Origin of the sequence: Marinobacter mobilis (assembly GCF_900106945.1) — a bacterium.
Classification (GTDB): Bacteria; Pseudomonadota; Gammaproteobacteria; order Pseudomonadales; family Oleiphilaceae; genus Marinobacter; species Marinobacter mobilis.
On sequence record NZ_FNNE01000013.1, the window covers coordinates 54,242 to 71,977 of the forward strand.

General features: G+C 61.5%; 17 protein-coding genes. 15 read left to right on the forward strand and 2 right to left on the reverse strand.

Translation table 11 applies throughout. The features are described 5' to 3' along the window. Positions 1–2: 2 nt before the first annotated feature. A complete protein-coding gene (locus BLV11_RS17290; RefSeq protein ID WP_245726063.1) occupies positions 3–1,262 on the forward strand; it encodes a DUF1302 family protein in 1,260 nt (419 codons plus the stop codon). 220 nt (positions 1,263–1,482) lie between these two features. Beyond that, positions 1,483–1,914: a hypothetical protein gene (locus BLV11_RS17295; protein WP_245726064.1), complete on the forward strand. Its 432-nt coding sequence runs from the start codon at positions 1,483–1,485 to the stop codon at positions 1,912–1,914. 15 nt (positions 1,915–1,929) lie between these two features. On the opposite strand, the gene BLV11_RS17300 is transcribed toward BLV11_RS17295, so the two are convergent. Both BLV11_RS17300 and BLV11_RS17305 read right to left on the reverse strand, forming a co-directional pair. Beyond that, the gene (locus BLV11_RS17300) at positions 1,930–2,241 is read right to left on the reverse strand and encodes a site-specific integrase (protein ID WP_091817422.1); all 312 of its coding nucleotides are present in this window, start codon (positions 2,239–2,241) and stop codon (positions 1,930–1,932) included. A 134-nt stretch (positions 2,242–2,375) separates the two neighbouring features. Then, positions 2,376–2,639, reverse strand: a complete 264-nt coding sequence (locus BLV11_RS17305; protein WP_091817425.1) for an acyl-CoA-binding protein — start codon at positions 2,637–2,639, stop codon at positions 2,376–2,378. 175 nt (positions 2,640–2,814) lie between these two features. Here BLV11_RS17305 and BLV11_RS17310 point away from each other — a divergent pair, with 175 nt between their 5' ends. The 13 genes from BLV11_RS17310 (at position 2,815) to vasI (ending at position 17,732) form a co-directional block, all read left to right on the forward strand. Then, the gene (locus tag BLV11_RS17310) at positions 2,815–3,306 is read left to right on the forward strand and encodes a DUF4442 domain-containing protein (protein ID WP_091817428.1); all 492 of its coding nucleotides are present in this window, start codon (positions 2,815–2,817) and stop codon (positions 3,304–3,306) included. A gap of 223 nt (positions 3,307–3,529) precedes the next feature. Then, entirely contained in the window at positions 3,530–4,024 is a 495-nt protein-coding gene (gene tssB / locus BLV11_RS17315) for a type VI secretion system contractile sheath small subunit (protein ID WP_091817432.1), read from the forward strand. A 76-nt stretch (positions 4,025–4,100) separates the two neighbouring features. Beyond that, positions 4,101–5,582, forward strand: a complete 1,482-nt coding sequence (gene tssC / locus BLV11_RS17320) for a type VI secretion system contractile sheath large subunit (protein ID WP_091817436.1) — start codon at positions 4,101–4,103, stop codon at positions 5,580–5,582. Positions 5,583–5,585: 3 nt separating this feature from the next. Further along, on the forward strand, positions 5,586–6,023 hold the full coding sequence (tssE, locus tag BLV11_RS17325) for a type VI secretion system baseplate subunit TssE (protein ID WP_091817439.1): 438 nt from the start codon (positions 5,586–5,588) through the stop codon (positions 6,021–6,023). 4 nt (positions 6,024–6,027) lie between these two features. Continuing rightward, entirely contained in the window at positions 6,028–7,800 is a 1,773-nt protein-coding gene (gene tssF / locus BLV11_RS17330) for a type VI secretion system baseplate subunit TssF (RefSeq protein WP_091817443.1), read from the forward strand. Then, entirely contained in the window at positions 7,764–8,780 is a 1,017-nt protein-coding gene (tssG, locus tag BLV11_RS17335) for a type VI secretion system baseplate subunit TssG (protein WP_091817447.1), read from the forward strand. Before tssF ends, tssG begins: the two co-directional genes overlap by 37 nt. A 28-nt stretch (positions 8,781–8,808) precedes the next feature. After that, positions 8,809–10,170, forward strand: a complete 1,362-nt coding sequence (tagH, locus tag BLV11_RS17340; protein ID WP_091817451.1) for a type VI secretion system-associated FHA domain protein TagH — start codon at positions 8,809–8,811, stop codon at positions 10,168–10,170. Further along, positions 10,167–10,700: a type VI secretion system lipoprotein TssJ gene (tssJ, locus tag BLV11_RS17345; RefSeq protein ID WP_091817454.1), complete on the forward strand. Its 534-nt coding sequence runs from the start codon at positions 10,167–10,169 to the stop codon at positions 10,698–10,700. Before tagH ends, tssJ begins: the two co-directional genes overlap by 4 nt. Beyond that, positions 10,700–12,034 carry a type VI secretion system baseplate subunit TssK gene (gene tssK / locus BLV11_RS17350; protein ID WP_091817457.1) on the forward strand — a complete coding sequence of 445 codons (1,335 nt, stop codon included), beginning with the start codon at positions 10,700–10,702 and terminating at the stop codon, positions 12,032–12,034. The genes tssJ and tssK overlap by 1 nt, the downstream gene beginning before the upstream one ends. 3 nt (positions 12,035–12,037) lie before the next feature. Beyond that, positions 12,038–12,844 (forward strand): type IVB secretion system protein IcmH/DotU, encoded by an 807-nt coding sequence (icmH, locus tag BLV11_RS17355; RefSeq protein ID WP_091817461.1) that lies wholly within the window; start codon positions 12,038–12,040, stop codon positions 12,842–12,844. Between the two features lie 10 nt (positions 12,845–12,854). Then, positions 12,855–15,467 carry a type VI secretion system ATPase TssH gene (tssH, locus tag BLV11_RS17360; RefSeq protein WP_091817464.1) on the forward strand — a complete coding sequence of 871 codons (2,613 nt, stop codon included), beginning with the start codon at positions 12,855–12,857 and terminating at the stop codon, positions 15,465–15,467. Positions 15,468–15,489: 22 nt separating this feature from the next. Further along, positions 15,490–17,076, forward strand: coding sequence for a sigma-54 interaction domain-containing protein (locus BLV11_RS17365; RefSeq protein ID WP_091817469.1), 1,587 nt, complete (start codon positions 15,490–15,492; stop codon positions 17,074–17,076). Further along, positions 17,076–17,732, forward strand: coding sequence for a type VI secretion system-associated protein VasI (gene vasI, locus BLV11_RS17370; RefSeq protein WP_091817472.1), 657 nt, complete (start codon positions 17,076–17,078; stop codon positions 17,730–17,732). The genes BLV11_RS17365 and vasI overlap by 1 nt, the downstream gene beginning before the upstream one ends. The last annotated feature ends 4 nt before the right edge of the window (positions 17,733–17,736 follow it).

The following is a 17,736-nucleotide window of genomic DNA, read 5'->3' on the forward strand; positions in this document are numbered from 1 at the left end:
ACATGCGTATCGCAAGATGGCCAGGTCTGGCCGGGGTGGCGGTGATCTGGCTAAATCCGGCGACGGCGGCAGAGTGGTCTTCCACGCTGACGCTGGCGTCGGCCTACAGCTACCCGAGTGGCGACTGGCAGGAGAACAGTGCCACCTGGCAGCCGCAATGGGTGCAGCGCTTCGACTCCGGCGCCAAACTGACCGCTGAGGGTCTGGTTCGGGTGGATATTGAAGACAGGTTGGACCCGGGGCAGCCGTCACAACCGTTCCGGGCGCGGGATTCCCGCGCTTACTTTCCCAACGACCTGACGGACCTGGAGTTGCGGGAGCTGTATCTGGATCACTACCTGGGGCAGGCCTTTGTGAGGGTCGGGCGCCAGCAGATTGTCTGGGGCCAGGCCGATGGTCTGCGGGTGCTGGATGTCATCAACCCGCTGACCTACCGGGAGTTTATCCTGCCGGATATGGAAGATCGCCGCATTCCGCTGTGGTCGGCGCTGGTGGAGGCGCCGGTGGCGGACTGGACCCTGCAGCTGGTTTGGGTGCCGGACGGTACCGTGACAGAGTCCATGTTGCCCGGCGCTACCTTCGCCCTGTTCGACGACCCCTTCCAGGGGCAGGGTCAGCTTCAGGTTGAGCGTCCCCGCTCAGGGCATCAGAGCGATGCCGGGGTGCGCGCCAGCGCCTTCGTGGATGGCTGGGACATCACCGTCAACTACCTGTTCCACAACGTTGATGACCCTCTGGTTCAGATTGACCCCGAGACCCGCACAACCGCGTTTCATTACAACCGCTCGCACCTGTTCGGGGCCACCATAGCCCGGGCTTTTGGCAGTATCACCCTCCGGGGAGAAGTGGGCAGCGAAAGTCGCAAACGCTACGCGCTGGCGGATTACCAGGGCTGGCAAAGCACCCGTGAAACCAGCTATGTGTTGGGGCTGGATTACAGTGTGTCCGGTGACCTGCTGATCAGCAGCCAGCTGTTTCAGACCTGGCGCCATCAGGCCGAAGCCGGACTGGACCGGCACCGGGAACAATGGACGCTGCTGATTCGCAATGAGCAGATGAATGACACCCTGACCCTGGAATTGCTGGCCATTTACGATGTGCAGGAACGGGAGGCGCTGACCCAGCTCTCGGCGGGCTACCGGTTAACCTCCCGCTGGGAGGTGTCGGGCGGGGTCGATATCTTCAGCGGAAATCGTACCGGCACCTTTGGTCGATTTCAGGACGATAGCCGGGTGCACCTGGACGCGACTCTCAGCTGGTGACTGAGGGTCCATTCAGTCAGCATCCATACAGCCCTGAAACCAGCAGGTTGGCCCAGAATACCCAGTGAATATCGTCACAAAACTGGCGATAAAGTGAACACTCTGCCGGGTTTGCCGATAGACTGTCCAAAAACCGTCGCGTCGAGTCGACGGGTCGTGTTTGTGGCTGACATCGGGCGCGCACGCCATCGGGATCGTTGGGGCTTCTGGAGTGATGGGTATGGACTGCATATACAAAACAGTGGGGTTCGGGGTGGTGCTGGCCTTCCTGGCTGGGCCGATGGTAACCGCAGCACAAGAATCGGCTGAGGGTGAACCCGCGTTCGGGTATCAGGAACGTTCCACCGTTCACACCATCGGACTGGCGTCGATGGCTGAGGAATCATTGTCTGACACAGTGATTGAGGGTGGGTTATCGGCTCCGGCGGCGGGTGTTCCGGTGGCTGGTGGGGATGAAGATTTTTACCTCGACCCCCTGGCCCTGCAGCCCAGCGACAACCGTACCGATCTGGGTCGTTCGGAAATTCCTGCCGATATCCGGTTCAGTAATCCCCGCAATATCCCCGGTCAGGTGCATGGCAACACCTACGCCATCCAGCCTCCCACCAACCGTAATTACGGGAGCTTTGGCGCCAGCGTCTCTGAACGCTGAGCGCCAACGCGTTGCTCAGGCAGCCGCGGTCGCGGCGGCTTTGGGCTTTTCCAGAACGTCTTCGTAGAAAAAGGTCAGTGCCTGACGGGCCTGGTTCAGCCGTGCCCGGGACAGCTGAATACGCTCGCTCAGGTAATGGAGAAACTTCTGACGGTCATCGCATTCCAGCGTTTCAACATTTTTCTGGTCATGAAACAGCATAAAACGCGTGATCCAGTGCAGATAGGTCTGCTCGGTTCGCTGATTAAGCTGGTGTTTATGAATTGCCAGGGTTACTCGCTGAAACAGGCCTGGCTGCGCATGTTCCAACGCTTCAATCGGGTGCATGGAGAGTCTTCCGGATACATTGTTCTTGTTATGTTGCCGGCATGATATGACAAACGTTTGAATGTCGCAAAACTCAGATCACGAATCCCGATAGCGGATGCAGTGCCGGCGTTCCGCTATCGGGAGGGTAGGAATCAGCCTTTCAGCGTTTCCAGGTTGTTGATGTAACGCTGCATGGCTTCGTCGGAAGACAGACCTTTGACCTGCTCCCAGGCGTCGTACTTGGCGCGGCCAACAAAATCCATCATGCCCGGACGCTTACCATTCACATCGCCTTCTGTCGCCTGCTTGTACAGGGCGTAAAACTCCAGTTTCAGCTCGTTGGACGGTTTGAAGTCGCCCTCGGCGGTCTGGATATAGTTTACGGCTTCGTCGAATTTGGCTTTCAGGTCACTCATATTCTTATCCCTTTGATTATTAGATGTCTCTTGGGCCGCTTTGCAGCGTAACTGGCAGTTTAGACCGGCCTTGTCGGGGGCGTCATTGCCCTTTCGTTTCTTTCCATGGACGAATGGGTTATTGTCCTGCGCCAGATTATAAGCTAGCCAGTCAAAAATATGGAGAGTACATCCCGTGGCCGCGACCAATCGTCTTGCAGGAATCGTCAGCAAAATTAACCAATTGCCGGACTTTGCCCGGTCTCGTGCGTTGTCGTTGTTCTTCGGCAAAGCCATTCCTTTCACCGGCACGGCCGGCATTCGTATCGAATCCCTGGACGACAGTCATTGCGTGATCAGCCTTGCCAACAAACGCCGGGTACAGAATCACATTGGTGGTGTGCATGCCGTGGCCTCCATGCTACTGGCGGAATCCGCCACCGGTATCCTGGTCGGGTTGAACGTCCCCGATGACAAGGTTCCGGTGATCAAGACCGTCAAGGCCGAGTACACCAAGCGCGCCAAAGGCGACATGAGGGTTGAGGCCCGCCTCACCGAGGAACAGAAGCTGCGCATGCGCACTGAAGATAAAGGCGACACCACAGTGGCGGTCACTATTCACGACGGTGAAGCCAAGGAACCGATCGAATTCGAGATGGTCTGGGCCTGGGTATCGAAGAAACGCTGATATGAGATTGCTTTGAACTCAGCCGGCGATGCCTTGTAGGAAGCTTGTGTCGGTTGCATGACTGGGGCAATTTTTTGCCCCAGAATGCGCCGGAGTTCATAAAACTGGCAGCTGGTTGCTTGAGCCTCACAGGGTTCCTGTGTAGAGTCTCGGCCTGTCGCGTACCAGGACGGTACGCCGCAAGGATTGAATCAACCCCTAAAGGATCAAGGGAGCAAAGGCCATGCCCAAGGACGGTTCCGTCGCGCCTAAAGAGCGCATCAATATCAAGTATGTCCCCGCCACCGGTGATCAGCAGGCAGAAATGGAACTGCCGCTGAAGATGTTTGTCGTTGGTGACTTCAAGGGACAGCCCGAAGAAACGCCCATCGAAGACCGCAAAGCCGTTGCCGTCGACAAGAATAGCTTCCAGTCGGTGATGAAAGAGGCGGGGCTGACCCTGACGACGTCTGTTGCCAACAAGCTGGAAGACGACGCTGAAGAACTCCCCGTCAATCTCGAATTCCAGAGCCTGGAAGATTTTTCTCCCGACAGCATCGCCCGCCAGGTACCTGAGCTGCGCAAGCTGATTGAGCTGCGCGAAGCGCTGGTGGCCCTGAAAGGGCCGCTGGGTAATGTTCCGGCCTTTCGCAGCAAGCTTCAGGAACTGCTGGATAATGAAGCCGCCCGCGAACAGCTGCTGGGCGAGCTGGATCTGGCCACCGCTGACGCCGACTGAGCGCTCGCGGCTGCCTGCCGCCAGGAAGGCGGCAACTCTCTGTTTTATCTGACACAACGTACTAAAGGGATGTGGTATGTCTGATACTGCTGTGCAGCAATCCGCTGCCTCCGAATCCGTAACCGAAGGATCTCTGCTCGACCAGGTGATGGCCAACAGCCGTATGGCTCCAGCCGATGAAGGCTATGACGTCGCCCGCCGGGGTGTTGCCACGTTCATCGCCAACCTGCTGAAGAGCGACGAAAAAGGCCAGCCGGTCAACAAGGCGCTGGTGGACCAGATGGTGGTTGAGCTTGACCGCAAGATCAGCGCCCAGATGGATGAGGTGCTGCACGCGCCCAAGCTGCAGGAACTGGAGTCATCCTGGCGCGGCCTGAAACTGATGGTTGACCGCACCGACTTCCGTGAGAACATCAAGGTGGACATCCTGCACGCCACCAAGGAAGAGTTGCTGGAAGACTTCGAATTCGCGCCCGACGTCACCCAGACCGGTTTTTACAAGCACGTATACTCCACCGAGTACGGCCAGTTTGGTGGCGAGCCGGTGGGTGCCGTGGTGGGCAACTACGCTTTCAGCCCCTCATCCCCGGACATGAAGTTGCTGCAGTTTGTGTCGTCGGTTGGCGCCATGGCCCATGCCCCGTTCCTGTCGTCTGTGGCACCGTCCTTTTTCGGGGTCGACAGCTATCAGGAACTGCCGGCCATCAAGGAGCTGAAGGCGGTGTTCGAAGGCCCCCGGTATGCCAAGTGGCGCTCCCTGCGGGAGTCGGAAGACGCCCGTTACCTGGGCCTGACCGCGCCGCGCTTCCTGCTGCGTACGCCCTACGATCCTTCCGAGAACCCGGTGCGTAGCTTCAATTACAAGGAAGATGTCAGCGCTGACCACGAGCACTACCTGTGGGGCAACACCGCCTACCTGCTGGCGACCCGCCTGACTGAAAGCTTCGCCAAGTATCGCTGGTGCCCCAACATCATCGGACCGCAGAGCGGTGGTGCAGTAGAAGACCTGCCGGTGCACCTGTTCGAGTCCTTTGGCCAGCTCGAAGCCAAGATTCCCACCGAAGTGCTGATCACCGACCGCCGTGAGTATGAAATGGCGGACGAGGGCTTTATTGCCCTGACCATGCGTAAGGGGAGTGATAACGCCGCTTTCTTCTCCGCCAACTCGGTGCAGAAGCCCAAGCAGTTCCCGAACACCAAGGAAGGCAAAGAAGCGGAAACCAACTACAAGTTGGGCACCCAGTTGCCCTACATGATGATCGTGAACCGCCTGGCCCACTACATCAAGGTGCTCCAGCGCGAGCAGATTGGCTCCTGGAAGGAGCGTCAGGATCTTGAGCGGGAACTGAACACCTGGATCCGCCAGTATGTGGCCGACCAGGAAAACCCGCCTGCGGATGTTCGAAGCCGTCGCCCACTGCGGGCCGCCAAGGTCATCGTCTCTGACGTGGAAGGCGATCCGGGCTGGTACCAGGTGTCGCTGGCGGTACGTCCGCACTTCAAGTACATGGGAGCCAACTTCGAGCTGTCATTGGTCGGTCGTCTCGACAAGGAGTAAACCATGGCCAGGGACGCCGGGGAAGGTGTTCAGGTCATGGGCGGCAGCCTGTTCGAACGTCTCGAACGGGCCGCCGATCCTGCCGGGCAGGGCATGGGGGAAGTGGCCCATGTGGTCGAATCCATCAAGCGCCACCTGGTGCGGCTGCTGAATGCCCATCCGGGCAACAGCGCCAGTGCACCGGACTTGGGCTTGCTGGATTTCAACGACGCTACCCTGGGTACCCACGACCTGAATATCCAGATCCGCAGCGCGATCCGCCAGTGCATTGAACGCTTCGAGCCCCGGGTAAACCGGGTCGATGTGGTTGCTTTGCCGCAAGGGCCGGATCCACTGCAGCTGCGGTTCCAGGTGACGGTGTACCTGCGCGTGGGCTCCGCTGACGATAAGACCACCATTGACCTGCTGTTGGACGACAAACGCTATTATCGCGTGGTGTAACGTCGTGAAGTTAAACAGATTCTATCGGGATGAACTGAGCTTCCTCCGGCTTCAGGGACGGGAGTTTGCCGAGGCCCACCCACAGTTGAGCCGGTTCCTGTCGGAGCAGAGTACGGATCCGGATGTGGAACGGTTGCTGGAGGGTTTTGCCTTCCTGACCGGCAAGCTGCGGGAGAAGGTCGAGGACGAGTTCCCGGAAATCACCCACTCGCTGCTGAACATGCTGTGGCCCAACTACCTGCGGCCGGTGCCGAGTTGCACCATCATGCGGTTTGATCCGCAGCTCCATGCCATCAGCGAACGCCAGGGTGTCGCGCGCCACACTGAGGTTCGTAGCCGTCCGGTGGGGGATCACCAGCGCCAGGTGCAGTGCCGGTTTCGTACCTGCCGTGATGTCGAGGTGTTTCCGCTGACGCTGGCCGAGGCCCGTGCCGAGCACACCCGTGAAATGTCGGTGGTGACTCTGGCGCTGGCATTGCACACCGACCAGCCGCTGTCCCAGCTGGGGCTGGAACGGTTGCGGTTCTTTCTGGGGGGCGACAGTCATGTGGCTGAGACGCTGTATCTGTGGCTCAACCATTACCTGCAGGGCATGGAGTTGGTGGTGGGCGACCAGGTGATTAACCTGCCGGTCAGCGGACTCACCGCGGTGGGGTTTGCCGAAGACGAAGCGCTGTTGCCATACCCCAAGAATGCCTATCCGGGTTATCGGATTCTCCAGGAGTACCTGAGTTTTCCGGACGCGTTTCGCTTTGTCGACGTGGCCGGCCTGAAGGGGCGACTGCCAACGGCGCAGGTGGATGAGATCAGCCTGCGTTTTCGCTTTAGCCGGCTGTTGCCGCCGGAAGCCAAGATCCATAACGACAGCTTCCAGCTCTATTGCACCCCGGCCATTAACCTGTTCAGCCACGAAGCCGATCCGGTGGATCTCAATGGCCGCCAGACCGAGTACCGGATTTCACCGTCCAGCCGTTCGCCGGAGCACTACGAAGTGTTCAGTGTCGATCAGGTGGAAGGCTGGCTGGAGGGCCGCTCCGGGCGAGGGGAACGACGCCTCTATACGGCCTTTGAAAGTTTCCAGCACGAGGTGGAACGGGAACATGGGCGTACCGCGTTGTATTACCGGAGCCGGGTTCGTGAGAGCGTCCGCGGGGATGGTTTCGATCATTACATTGCGTTTGTTCGCGGCGATGAGTCGGAATGCCTCAGCCGTCAGGAAGCCGTGTCGCTGACCCTGACCTGCAGCAACCGCCAGTTACCGGAGCAGCTGGCAGTGGGCGAGATTTGCATGGCGTCGGAAAGCACACCGGCGTTTGCCACCTTCAGCAACGTGACCCGGCCCTCGAGGTCATTACGGCCATCGCTGGATGGCAGCCTGTTGTGGACGTTGATCTCCAACCTGTCCCTGAATTACCTGTCACTGCTGGATGAAGACGCTTTACGCACGGTACTGCGGGTCTATGACTTCCGGGCGCTGGCCGATCGCCAGGCCGAGCGGATCTCACAAAAACGGCTGGCGGGTATTCGTGGCATCGAGACCAAACCGGTGGACAGGATGGTCCGTGGATTGCCGGTGAGAGGGATCCAGTCGGTGCTGGAGCTGGACCAGCAGGCGTTCGCCAGTGAAGGCGACCTGTACCTGTTTGGCACCGTGCTGAGCCGGTTCTTTTCCCTGTATGCCAGCATCAATGCGTTTCACCACCTGGACGTGGTGAATACCGATAACCAGGAACGGTACACATGGACGTTACAGCAAGGGCAGCAGCCGCTGATGTAGCCGAACTGCAGCCCGTTCTGGGCAATGCTCGGCGTTACAGCTTTTTCCAGCTGGTGGACCTGATCCACCGGCACCATGGCGATGATCTGGAGCGCGGCGTGGACCAGCGTCCCAGTCAGGAGCGTATCCGCTTCTCCGCCTCCGCCGGGCTGGGTTTTCCTGGCAGTGATGTGGTGTCGGCGTTATCGCCGGAGCACGAACACGCGCCCTACCAGATGGAAGTGAGCTTCCTTGGTCTGCATGGATCGCAGTCGCCATTGCCGGGTTACTACCTGGAAGATCTGGCCTGGGAGGCGGGCCAGCAGACCGGCATCCGTCGCCATTTCCTGGACTTCTTCAATCACCGCCTGCTGACCCTGTTCCATCGCAGTTGGCGCAAGTATCGCTACTACGTCCGCTACCAGCCGGGCGCCAGTGATGGCTTTTCCGACCACATTTTTGCGTTGGTGGGACTGGGTGACCGTCATTTGCGCGGTGAAACCCCGGTGCCCTGGTCGAAGATGCTGGCCTACGCCGGGTTGATGGCCGGGCGCAGCCGGTCTCCCGATGTGGTGAGTGGCATCGTGGCCCATTGTTTCGACCTGGAACGGGTGGACATCGAGCAGTGGGTGCTGCGCAAGGTTGCTATTCCCCGTGACCAGCAGACCGCGCTCGGCCGCAGCAACGCCAGCCTGGGTGTGGATACCCTGGCGGGGAGGTCGGTGCGGGATCGCAGTGGCAAATTTGTGCTGCGGTTGCAGGATCTCAGCAAGGAACGCTTTGCCGATTTTCTGCCCAACGGCCGCGATCACCAGCGTCTGGTGAAGCTGGTGGAATTCTGCACCCGCGACCAGCTGGCCTATGACCTGGAACTGGTCATGCGTAACCAGGACGTGCGACCGATGAAACTCGGGCAGGAGATGCGTCTGGGCTGGAACTCCTTTGTGGAACCGGACAAAGCGCGGGAAACGCCCGCAGTGCGGATCCAGATTCGACGATAACGGCCATACCAGGCAGGGACAGGCAACCATGGCAGAGACAGCAGCAACCAACTTACGGCTCATCATCGCTAATTCGGCGGCGGTGGCCAGTGGGGTCGGCAGTGACTACCTGTTCACACCCCGGGGTGGCTCGATCGGCACCGCACCCAGTGACAGCTGGCAGCTGTCGGGGCACCGCACCGGAGCGATGGCCGGTCATGCCGAGATTCGCTTTATCGATGGCGGGTATTGCCTGATTGATCGCAGCGGCCGTACCTACATTAACAGCGCCAGCCAGCCGGTTGGTCGCGGTCGGCGGGCACGGCTGACCAGCGGTGATGTGATCAGTATTGGCCGCTACCAGCTCAAGGCCGAGCTGGTCACCGGACCTGCCATCGAGATGCCGGCACTGGATGCCTCCGCCGGTATGGGTGAATCGCTGGTGGATGGCCCGGAAGGTGCGCTGCGCCGGCCATTGTCTGCCAACGAGTCTGGTGGCGAGTTTGGAGGGGCAGGACGCGAGCCCCTGTCGGGCCTGCCGTCGGCCCCGGCCCAAACGGTCAGCGATGACCCCCTGGCCGGCCTGACGCGTGGGGATGAGCCCGCGTCAGCAGGGTCGCCGGAGGGCGGCACCATGCTCGCCCACCAGGCCAGCTGGTTTGCCGATGCCAGCCCGGTGACGGATGAGTACCGGGATAACCGTGATGTCGCGCTGGGCCTGCCGGTAACCCCGCAACAATTGAACAGGAATGACAGGATGTCAGAGCCAACACCGGGCAATGAGCCCACCACGACGGATAGCCTGGCTGATGCCAGTCGCCAGCACATCAGCGGTGCGCCGTTGCTGAAAGGCATGGCCGCCGAGCTGAGTTTTGCCGACAGCGACGAGATGAGGCTGTTTCTGGAAGAGGCCGGAGCCACCCTGAAAGCCACCATCAACGGGCTGTTGTCCCTGCACCAGCAGGAAGACCGCCGTCACCGTGCTTTGCGTACGCGACTGCAGCCAATTGAGGACAACCCGCTCCGCCTGCCGCTGGACTACAGCGGCACCATACAGACGCTGTTTGCCGGCGAGCGCAGTCCGGTTCACCTGTCGGCCCCGGCTGCGGTGGCGGAGAGTCTGGAAGGTCTGCGGCAACATCAACAGGCGACACAGGCCGCCATTGCTGAGGCCCTTGAGGCCATCCTTCATGCGTTCTCACCCGCTGCGTTGCTGCGCCGGTTTCACGGCTATCGCCGGGGGTTACAGGCGGACGAGAATGAGGCGGAGTGGGCCTGGCAGATGTATCAGCACTACTACCGGGAGCTTAGCTCCAGTCGTCAGCAAGGGTTTGAACGCCTGTTTCAGGAGGTGTTTGACCAGGCTTACGACCAACACCTGCGACAACTGCAAAGGGAGAATCTGTCGTGAAGTACTGCAAATGGAGTTTGCTCGTCGCCGTGCTGGCCCTGGCCGGGTGCAGCACGCCCTACAACGCCGTGACCAAGACCGCCAAGGTGCTGTGGGACCCCGACATCCCGGTGGGGTATCCCGAGGATCTGCCCAGCCGGGTTGACCTGACGATGCTGGCGGAACCGGACGTGAACCCCAACGAGTCTCTGGCGCCTACGCCTATTGCCTTTCAAATTGTCGAACTTAGGGACAGTTCGCGAATTATGGCAGCTGATTTCGACCAGTTGCTGACGGAGCTGGAAGACTCCCTGGGCCGCAACTACATCGATCATGCCGACTACACCCTGGTGCCGGGCCAGTTCAAATTTGTCGAACCGTTTGAGATCAGCGATGAAACCCGTTTTATCGGGGTTATTGCCTTCTACGCTTACCCCAACTTGTCCCAGTGGAAGAAGGTGGTGAGGGTCGACCCCATGGGCGGCCGCTACCACCTGCTGGTCAACCTGCGTGAGCGGGAAGTGCAACTGACACGTTCGGATGAGTCCTGATGACCATGAATAACCGGGTAATCTGGAGTGACGGGCTGTTTATCAAACCCCAGCACTTCCAGCAGCAGCAACGCTACCTGGAGCACCAGATCCATGAACGGGGTCTGGCGCTCTCCGACTATCTCTACGGCTTCAGCAGTCTGGAGCTTAACGCCGAGTACCTGAGCTTTGGTCGCATCGGCCTGGTGCGGGCCAATGGCCTGTTCCCCGACGGTACCCGTTTCAGCCTGCCTCAAGATGATGTGATGCCAACGCCGCTGGAAATCACTGATGACTCGGTGGCCAATCAGGTGGTGTACCTGGCGCTGCCACTGGGCAGCGACAACCTGACCGAAGTGGCCTGGCCGGAGTCGGCCGTGAGCGGGCGCTTTCGGGCCCATGGCGCCGAGATTCGTGACCTCCACTCCATGGATGGTGACAGTCACACCATTGACGTGGCGAAGGTGGCACCGCGACTGATGCTGGCGCGAGAGGACATGAGTGCCTACGCCGCCCTGGCGATTGGCCGCATCCTGGAAAAACGCCCCGACGGCAGTCTGGTGATGGACACCAACTTCCTGCCCACCATGCTCAGTGTCCGCGCGGCGCCGCGGCTGCAGCGTTTCGTGGGCGAGATGGCGGGGCTGATGCGGGAGCGGGCCCGCAACATTGCCGACCGGGTTGGTGCGCCGGGGCAGGGGGGCGTGGCCGATGTTGCCGACTTCATGTTGCTGCAGCTGCTCAATCGGGCTCACCCCCGCCTCATGCATCTGGCCCGGTTGCGCCAGCTCCACCCGGAGCGGCTGTTCGAGGCACTGCTGGAGCTGTGTGGTGAACTGGTGACTTTCACCGACGAGAGCCGGCTGCCGCAGGAGTATGCCGCTTACGATCATGACCTTCCGGAGCCGACGTTTACCCCGTTGATGCAGGTATTGAGGCAGGCCCTCAGTACGGTGTTGGAGCCCCGTGCTCTGTCGATCCAGCTCCAGCAGCGGCAGTACGGCCTGACTGTGGCGCCCATCCAGGATCGCCAGCTGATCGCCAACGCCGAGTTCATTCTGGCGGTGAAGGCGGACATACCGCTGGACGACTTGCGCAAGCAGTTTGTGCAGCAGTGCAAGGTGGCGTCGGTCGAGAAGATTCGCGACCTCATCAGTCTGCAATTGCCCGGCGTACCCCTGGCACCTTTACCGGTGGCGCCGCGGCAGTTGCCTTACCACGCCGGCTTTATTTACTTCCGCCTGGACGAACAGAGCCAGGCTTGGCAGATGCTGGACAACGCCAGCGGATTCGCCTTCCACGTGGCCGGGGATTTCCCGGGTTTGGAAATGCAATTCTGGGCAATCAGGAGTTAACCCATGGCTGATGCAGCGGTGATGGATACACCCAATGGATATCGCAAGGACAGCGGATTCAGCGAGTTGCTGTTCGCCGACAGTCGCACTGAGTCGCCGGCACTCGCCGACGACAGTTTCCTGCTGCGGGGACGCGAGGACAACCGACTGATCGATGCTGCCAACCCGCTGTTGGGGCTGGTGGTGCGGGTCCGCCGGCTGGCCCATTTCCAGCGTGTGCCCGCCCTCTACCAGCAGGTGGTGGACGAGATCGCGGATATCGACCGGGAACTGGTGGAGCAAGGCTACGAACGGCCGACCCTGGTGGCCTATCGCTATGTGCTTTGCGCCTTTATCGATGAAGCGGTGCTGGGGACCGACTGGGGTGCGCACAGTGTCTGGTCTCAGCAGTCCCTGCTGTCCCGCTTCCACAACGAAACCTGGGGGGGTGAAAAGGTGTTTGCCATCCTGTCGCGAATGGAACAGGAGCCCTCGCGCTACCGCGACATGCTGGAGTTTATCTACCTGTGCCTCTGCCTGGGGTTTGAGGGGCGTTACAAGGTGATGACCAATGGCCGCGACGAATACGACCAGGTCATCCGCGGGCTCTACGACCAGCTGAAGGCGCTGGCGGGTGGTGAGGCGGCGCCGTTGAGCCAGCCGCTGGAAAACGTCGCCCCGGCCCGCAACCGTATTCGTCGTGGCCTGCCGTTGTGGGTCATGGCGGGGCTGTTTGCGGCTGCGATGGCGGGTGTCTACCACCTGTACAACATGGCGCTGAATGAACGCATCAAGGACGTGCTCAGCGTACTGGAACAACTCCCGAAATAAGGAGATCACTGTGATTCGGGTAGAACTGCCGGCGCTGATCGGGCGCCTGAACGAATTTTGCCGCGAGGGGCTGGAAGCCTCTGCGGCGTTGTGCATCAGCCGACAGGGTGCGGAGATCACCCCGGCCCATCTGTTGTTCAAGCTGCTGGAAACCCCGTTTTCCGATGTGCGCCAGATTCTCGAGCACACCGGAGTGGATGCGCTGGCCCTGCAGCCAGTGGTCGGCGACAGCCTGTCTGGCCAGCCCCGGACCGCCGAGCCTTACCCTTCGTTCTCGCCGCTGTTGATTGAGCTGCTGCAGGACGCCTGGCTACTGGCGTCCACCGAGCTGGGCCATACCCAGCTGCGTTCCGGTGCGGTACTGCTGGCGTTGCTGTTGAATGCCGACCGTTACCTGGCGCCGGTCATCAGTAAGCCCCTGGCGGACATCAATCGTGAACAGCTGCGCAAGCAGTTCAACCGGCTCACTGAAGGCTCGGTGGAGCAGCCCCGGGAGACCGGAGCTGGCGGCGCCGCGCCTTCCGCTCCGGACGACCTCGACGCCCTGAGTCGTTACGCCACGAATTTCACCCGTCTGGCGCGGGAGGGGCGGCTGGACCCGGTGGTGTGCCGTGACCGCGAGATCGATCAAATGATCGACATCCTCTGCCGCCGCCGGAAGAACAACCCCATCGTGGTGGGTGACGCCGGCGTGGGGAAAAGTGCCGTGGTGGAGGGTCTGGCCCGGCGCATTGTGGAAGGCGATGTGCCGGAGCGGTTGCAGAAGGTCGAACTGTGGACCCTCGATCTGGGCGCCCTGCAGGCCGGTGCCTCAGTGAAGGGTGAATTCGAGAAGCGCCTGAAAGGCGTGATCGAGGCGGTGAAGGCATCCGCGACGCCGATCATCCTGTTTATTGATGAAGCGCATACCCTGGTGGGTGCGGGCAACAGCGAAGGGGGCTCAGACGCGGCCAACCTGCTGAAGCCGGCGCTGGCGCGGGGAGAATTGCGCACCATCGCCGCCACCACCTGGCGGGAGTACAAGAAGTACTTCGAGAAAGATCCGGCGCTGAGCCGTCGCTTCCAGCCGGTGGCACTGGATGAGCCAACCCCGACGCAGGCGGTCCATATCCTTCGGGGCCTGCGTACGGTGTACGAAGACGCGCACGCGGTGCTGATTGCCGACGATGCCCTCCAGGCCGCGGCCAATCTGTCGGCCCGCTACCTGGCCGGGCGCCAGCTGCCAGACAAGGCCATCGACGTACTCGACACCGCCTGTGCCCGGGTCAGCCTCAACCTGACCACTCCGCCCCGTCGCCTCAGTCATGTGCGCAGCGAGCTGCATCAGCTGGATATGGAGCGTGACCTGCTGGCACGGGAAGGCCGTCTTGGACAGGCGACCGATAATGACCGCAGCGAGGCGCTCACCCATCAGCTGACGGCCCTGGAATCCGAAGCCGGGGACCTGGAACAGCGCTGGGACACCCAACGGTCGCTGGTGTCACAACTGGTGGATGTGCGTCAGCGCCTGTTAGCGGGCAGTGACGACAACGAGGTGGAAGACGGCGACGACCTGGTGACCCTGCAACACACCGCGGCGGCCCTGGAGCAGGAGCTGGATGCGTTGCAACAGGACGAACCCCTGGTGCATGCCCGTGTCGATGCCCGTCAGGTGGCTGAAGTGATTGCGGACTGGACCGGAATTCCGGTGAACCGCATGACCGCGGACGAGCTGGAAAAGATCACCCATTTGCCCCAGTACCTGGCAGCGCACATCAAGGGCCAGGATATGGCCATACACTGTTTGCACCAGCACCTGCTGACGGCCCGCGCCGACCTTCGTCGTCCTGGCCGCCCCCTGGGTGCGTTCCTGCTGGTCGGCCCCAGTGGCGTCGGCAAAACCGAGACGGTGGTGCAGCTGGCCGAACTCCTGTACGGCGGCCGTCAGTTCCTCACCACCATCAATATGTCGGAGTACCAGGAGAAACATACGGTATCACGGCTGATCGGCTCGCCGCCTGGCTACGTCGGCTTTGGCGAGGGCGGTGTCCTGACCGAGGCTATTCGTCAGAAACCCTATTCGGTGGTGTTGCTGGATGAGGTGGAAAAAGCCCACCCCGAGGTTCTCAACCTGTTCTATCAGGCCTTCGACAAGGGTGAGTTGGCCGACGGCGAAGGGCGCCTGATCGACTGCAAGAATGTGGTGTTTTTCCTCACCTCCAACCTGGGCTACCAGACCATTGTTGATAAGGCGCAGACGCCGGAAGCCATTGAAGAGGCGCTCTACCCGGAACTGGCCCGGTTCTTCAAACCGGCGTTGTTGGCGCGGATGGAAGTGGTGCCCTACCTGCCACTGGGTGAAGACACCCTGGACCGCATCGTGGCCGACAAACTGGGCCGCCTGGCCGACCAGATCCGCGACCGCTACCACACCGAGGTGGTGCTTGAAGAGGGGCTGGTCTCTGCAATTCGCAGTCGCGCCACCCGCAGCGAAAACGGGGCGCGGATGCTGGAATCGATCATTGAGGGCGAGCTGCTGCCGCCGGTGTCTCTGGCCCTGCTGGAGAAACTCGCCAGCCGCGAACCGGTCAGTGGGGTCCGTCTGGGGGTCTTGGATGGCCGGTTTAGCGGCACCGTGAATTGATTGGGACAACATCATGGGACAGATGCAGAAGGAACTGCACACCGGTATTGAACTGGCGGTTGCGCTGATTCGCCAGGGCGACCTGCCGTCATTGTTCCGGGAAGCAACCTCGCAGGTGGAGCGGCTGTTTGCGGTGGACCACTGCTGGCTGCTGGAACTGGAACACAGTGGCCGGGCGTTGCGCTGCGAAGCGCTGGCGGCCGTCAGTTCGATTGAGGCGACCTTTGATTGCCGGGATTTCAGCCATCCCTTTGCCCATGTGCTGCAGCAGGGCCAGCCCCGGGAGCTGTCGCGGGATGCCGGTTACCGGCTCGACCACCCTGGCTTCCAGGCGCTGCTGGAGGCCAGTGGCAAAGCGGACGCCCTGTGGCTGCAGCCGGTGTGCGCCGAGAGCGGTAAGGTGCTCGGCATCCTGGTGATGTGCCACCGGACCGCAGTGTGGCCGGGCATCGTCTCGCAGCCCCTGTTCCAGGGTGTGCTGACCCTGCTGGCGTTCCAGTGGGCGGCGGAGCTGCAACGGAATGACCAGGTCTGGCAACGACGTTTGCTGAAACGCTCCCTCGACCAGCTGCATTCCAGTGAAGCCATCCGCAGCCGCAGCGAACAGCTGGCGACGACCTTGGTGGGGGGCTCCGTCGGTATGGCGGACCTCCGGGCCCAGGTCATCCGGGCTGCGGGCAGTCAGCTGTCGGTGCTGATCCAGGGGGAAACCGGCTGTGGCAAAGATTTGGTGGCAAAGGGGCTGCACCAGTTTTCCAATCGGGCCGACGGCCCCTTTGTGGTGGTCAACTGTGCGGCGATCCCGGACTCGCTGTTGGAAAATGAGCTGTTCGGCCACACCAAGGGCGCATTTTCGGGCGCGGACCGGGCCAAGCAGGGGCTCCTGGCCCAGGCGGATGGGGGCACCCTGTTCCTCGATGAAATTGGCGATATGCCGATGAGCCTTCAGTCAAAGTTGCTGCGGGTATTGGAAACCCGGCAGTTCAGGCCGCTGGGGGCCCAGCAGGAGCAGCACTCGGATTTCCGCCTGGTGGCGGCCACCCACCAGCCGTTGCAGGCCTGCATCCGCGATGGCGGGTTTCGCCGGGACCTGTTCTACCGGCTCAACCAGGTTCCGCTGACCGTGACGCCGCTGCGGGAACGTTCGGACGACCTGGAACCCCTGTGCCGGCACTTTATCCGCCAGTACCAGCAACGGGAAGGGCAGGGGCCCATGGGCATCAGCAGTCAGGCGCTGCGAGTCCTGGCGGGCCACCCGTTCCCGGGTAATGTCCGGGAGTTGCGGAACGTCGTCGAGTTTGCCTGTCTGCAAACCCCGGCCGGGGATGATATCCAGCCCGAAACGCTTTGGCTTGACCCGCTGGCCGTGGTGGAGCCGGATCGAGCAGAGGCTGGCCAGGCGACGGCCGTAGTGGTTGCCCCGGGAGTGCCCCCGACCCGTGATATCGACAACCTGCGGGAGGCGTCCCAGGCGTTTGAGGCGGCGGTGATTACAGAACGTCTGCGGCACTACAACGGTAATCGTGCCCAGGCCGCAGAGAGCTTGGGGCTACCCAAGCGCACCCTGGCGCACAAGTGCCAGAAGTACAACGTGTCGGAGGCTGGGTGATGGTGATCAATCTGCGCCTTGGGCTGGCGTCATTGGGTCTTTGTCTTGCCCTGCAGACGGTTCCGGTCTGGGCCGAGGACCCGAACCGCCTGGAAGCGGCCCAGGCCTGCACCGGTGAACCCCAGCGTCTGGTTCGGCTGGCTTGCTTCGATGCGGTCTTCAACACACCGGTGTCGGCCCGGCAGGTGGCGACGCCGGAAGTCCCGCGCTCGCCCCGCTGGCGGGAAGCCTTTACTCAGGAACAGGGGCGTACACCGGAAACCGGAGCTCTGTATCGCGATACCGGCTCAGTGGCGGGTCACCTGGTCACCATTGCGGCCCTTGGCGTTGCGCCCCCGCGTCCGCTGTTGCTGGCACAGTGCCACAACAACATCACCGAGCTGGCGGTGATGCTGCCCCGGCCGTCCGATGATGAGCGGGTGGCACTGACCCTGGTTGCGGAGGGGGTTAACGAACGCCAGCTCTGGCGGGTGCGTGACAGTGGGTATGCGGTCAGTAGCGGGCGGGGCCTGCCGGCCATCCATACCCTCAAGGGGCTGGGGCGGGCCAGCCAGTTCCGGATTGAATCCGATGCCGCGGCCATCGATGGCCTGGTCTTTGACCTGAGTGGCTTGTCGCAGGCGTTGCAGCCGTTACGTCAGGATTGTGGATGGTAGTGGG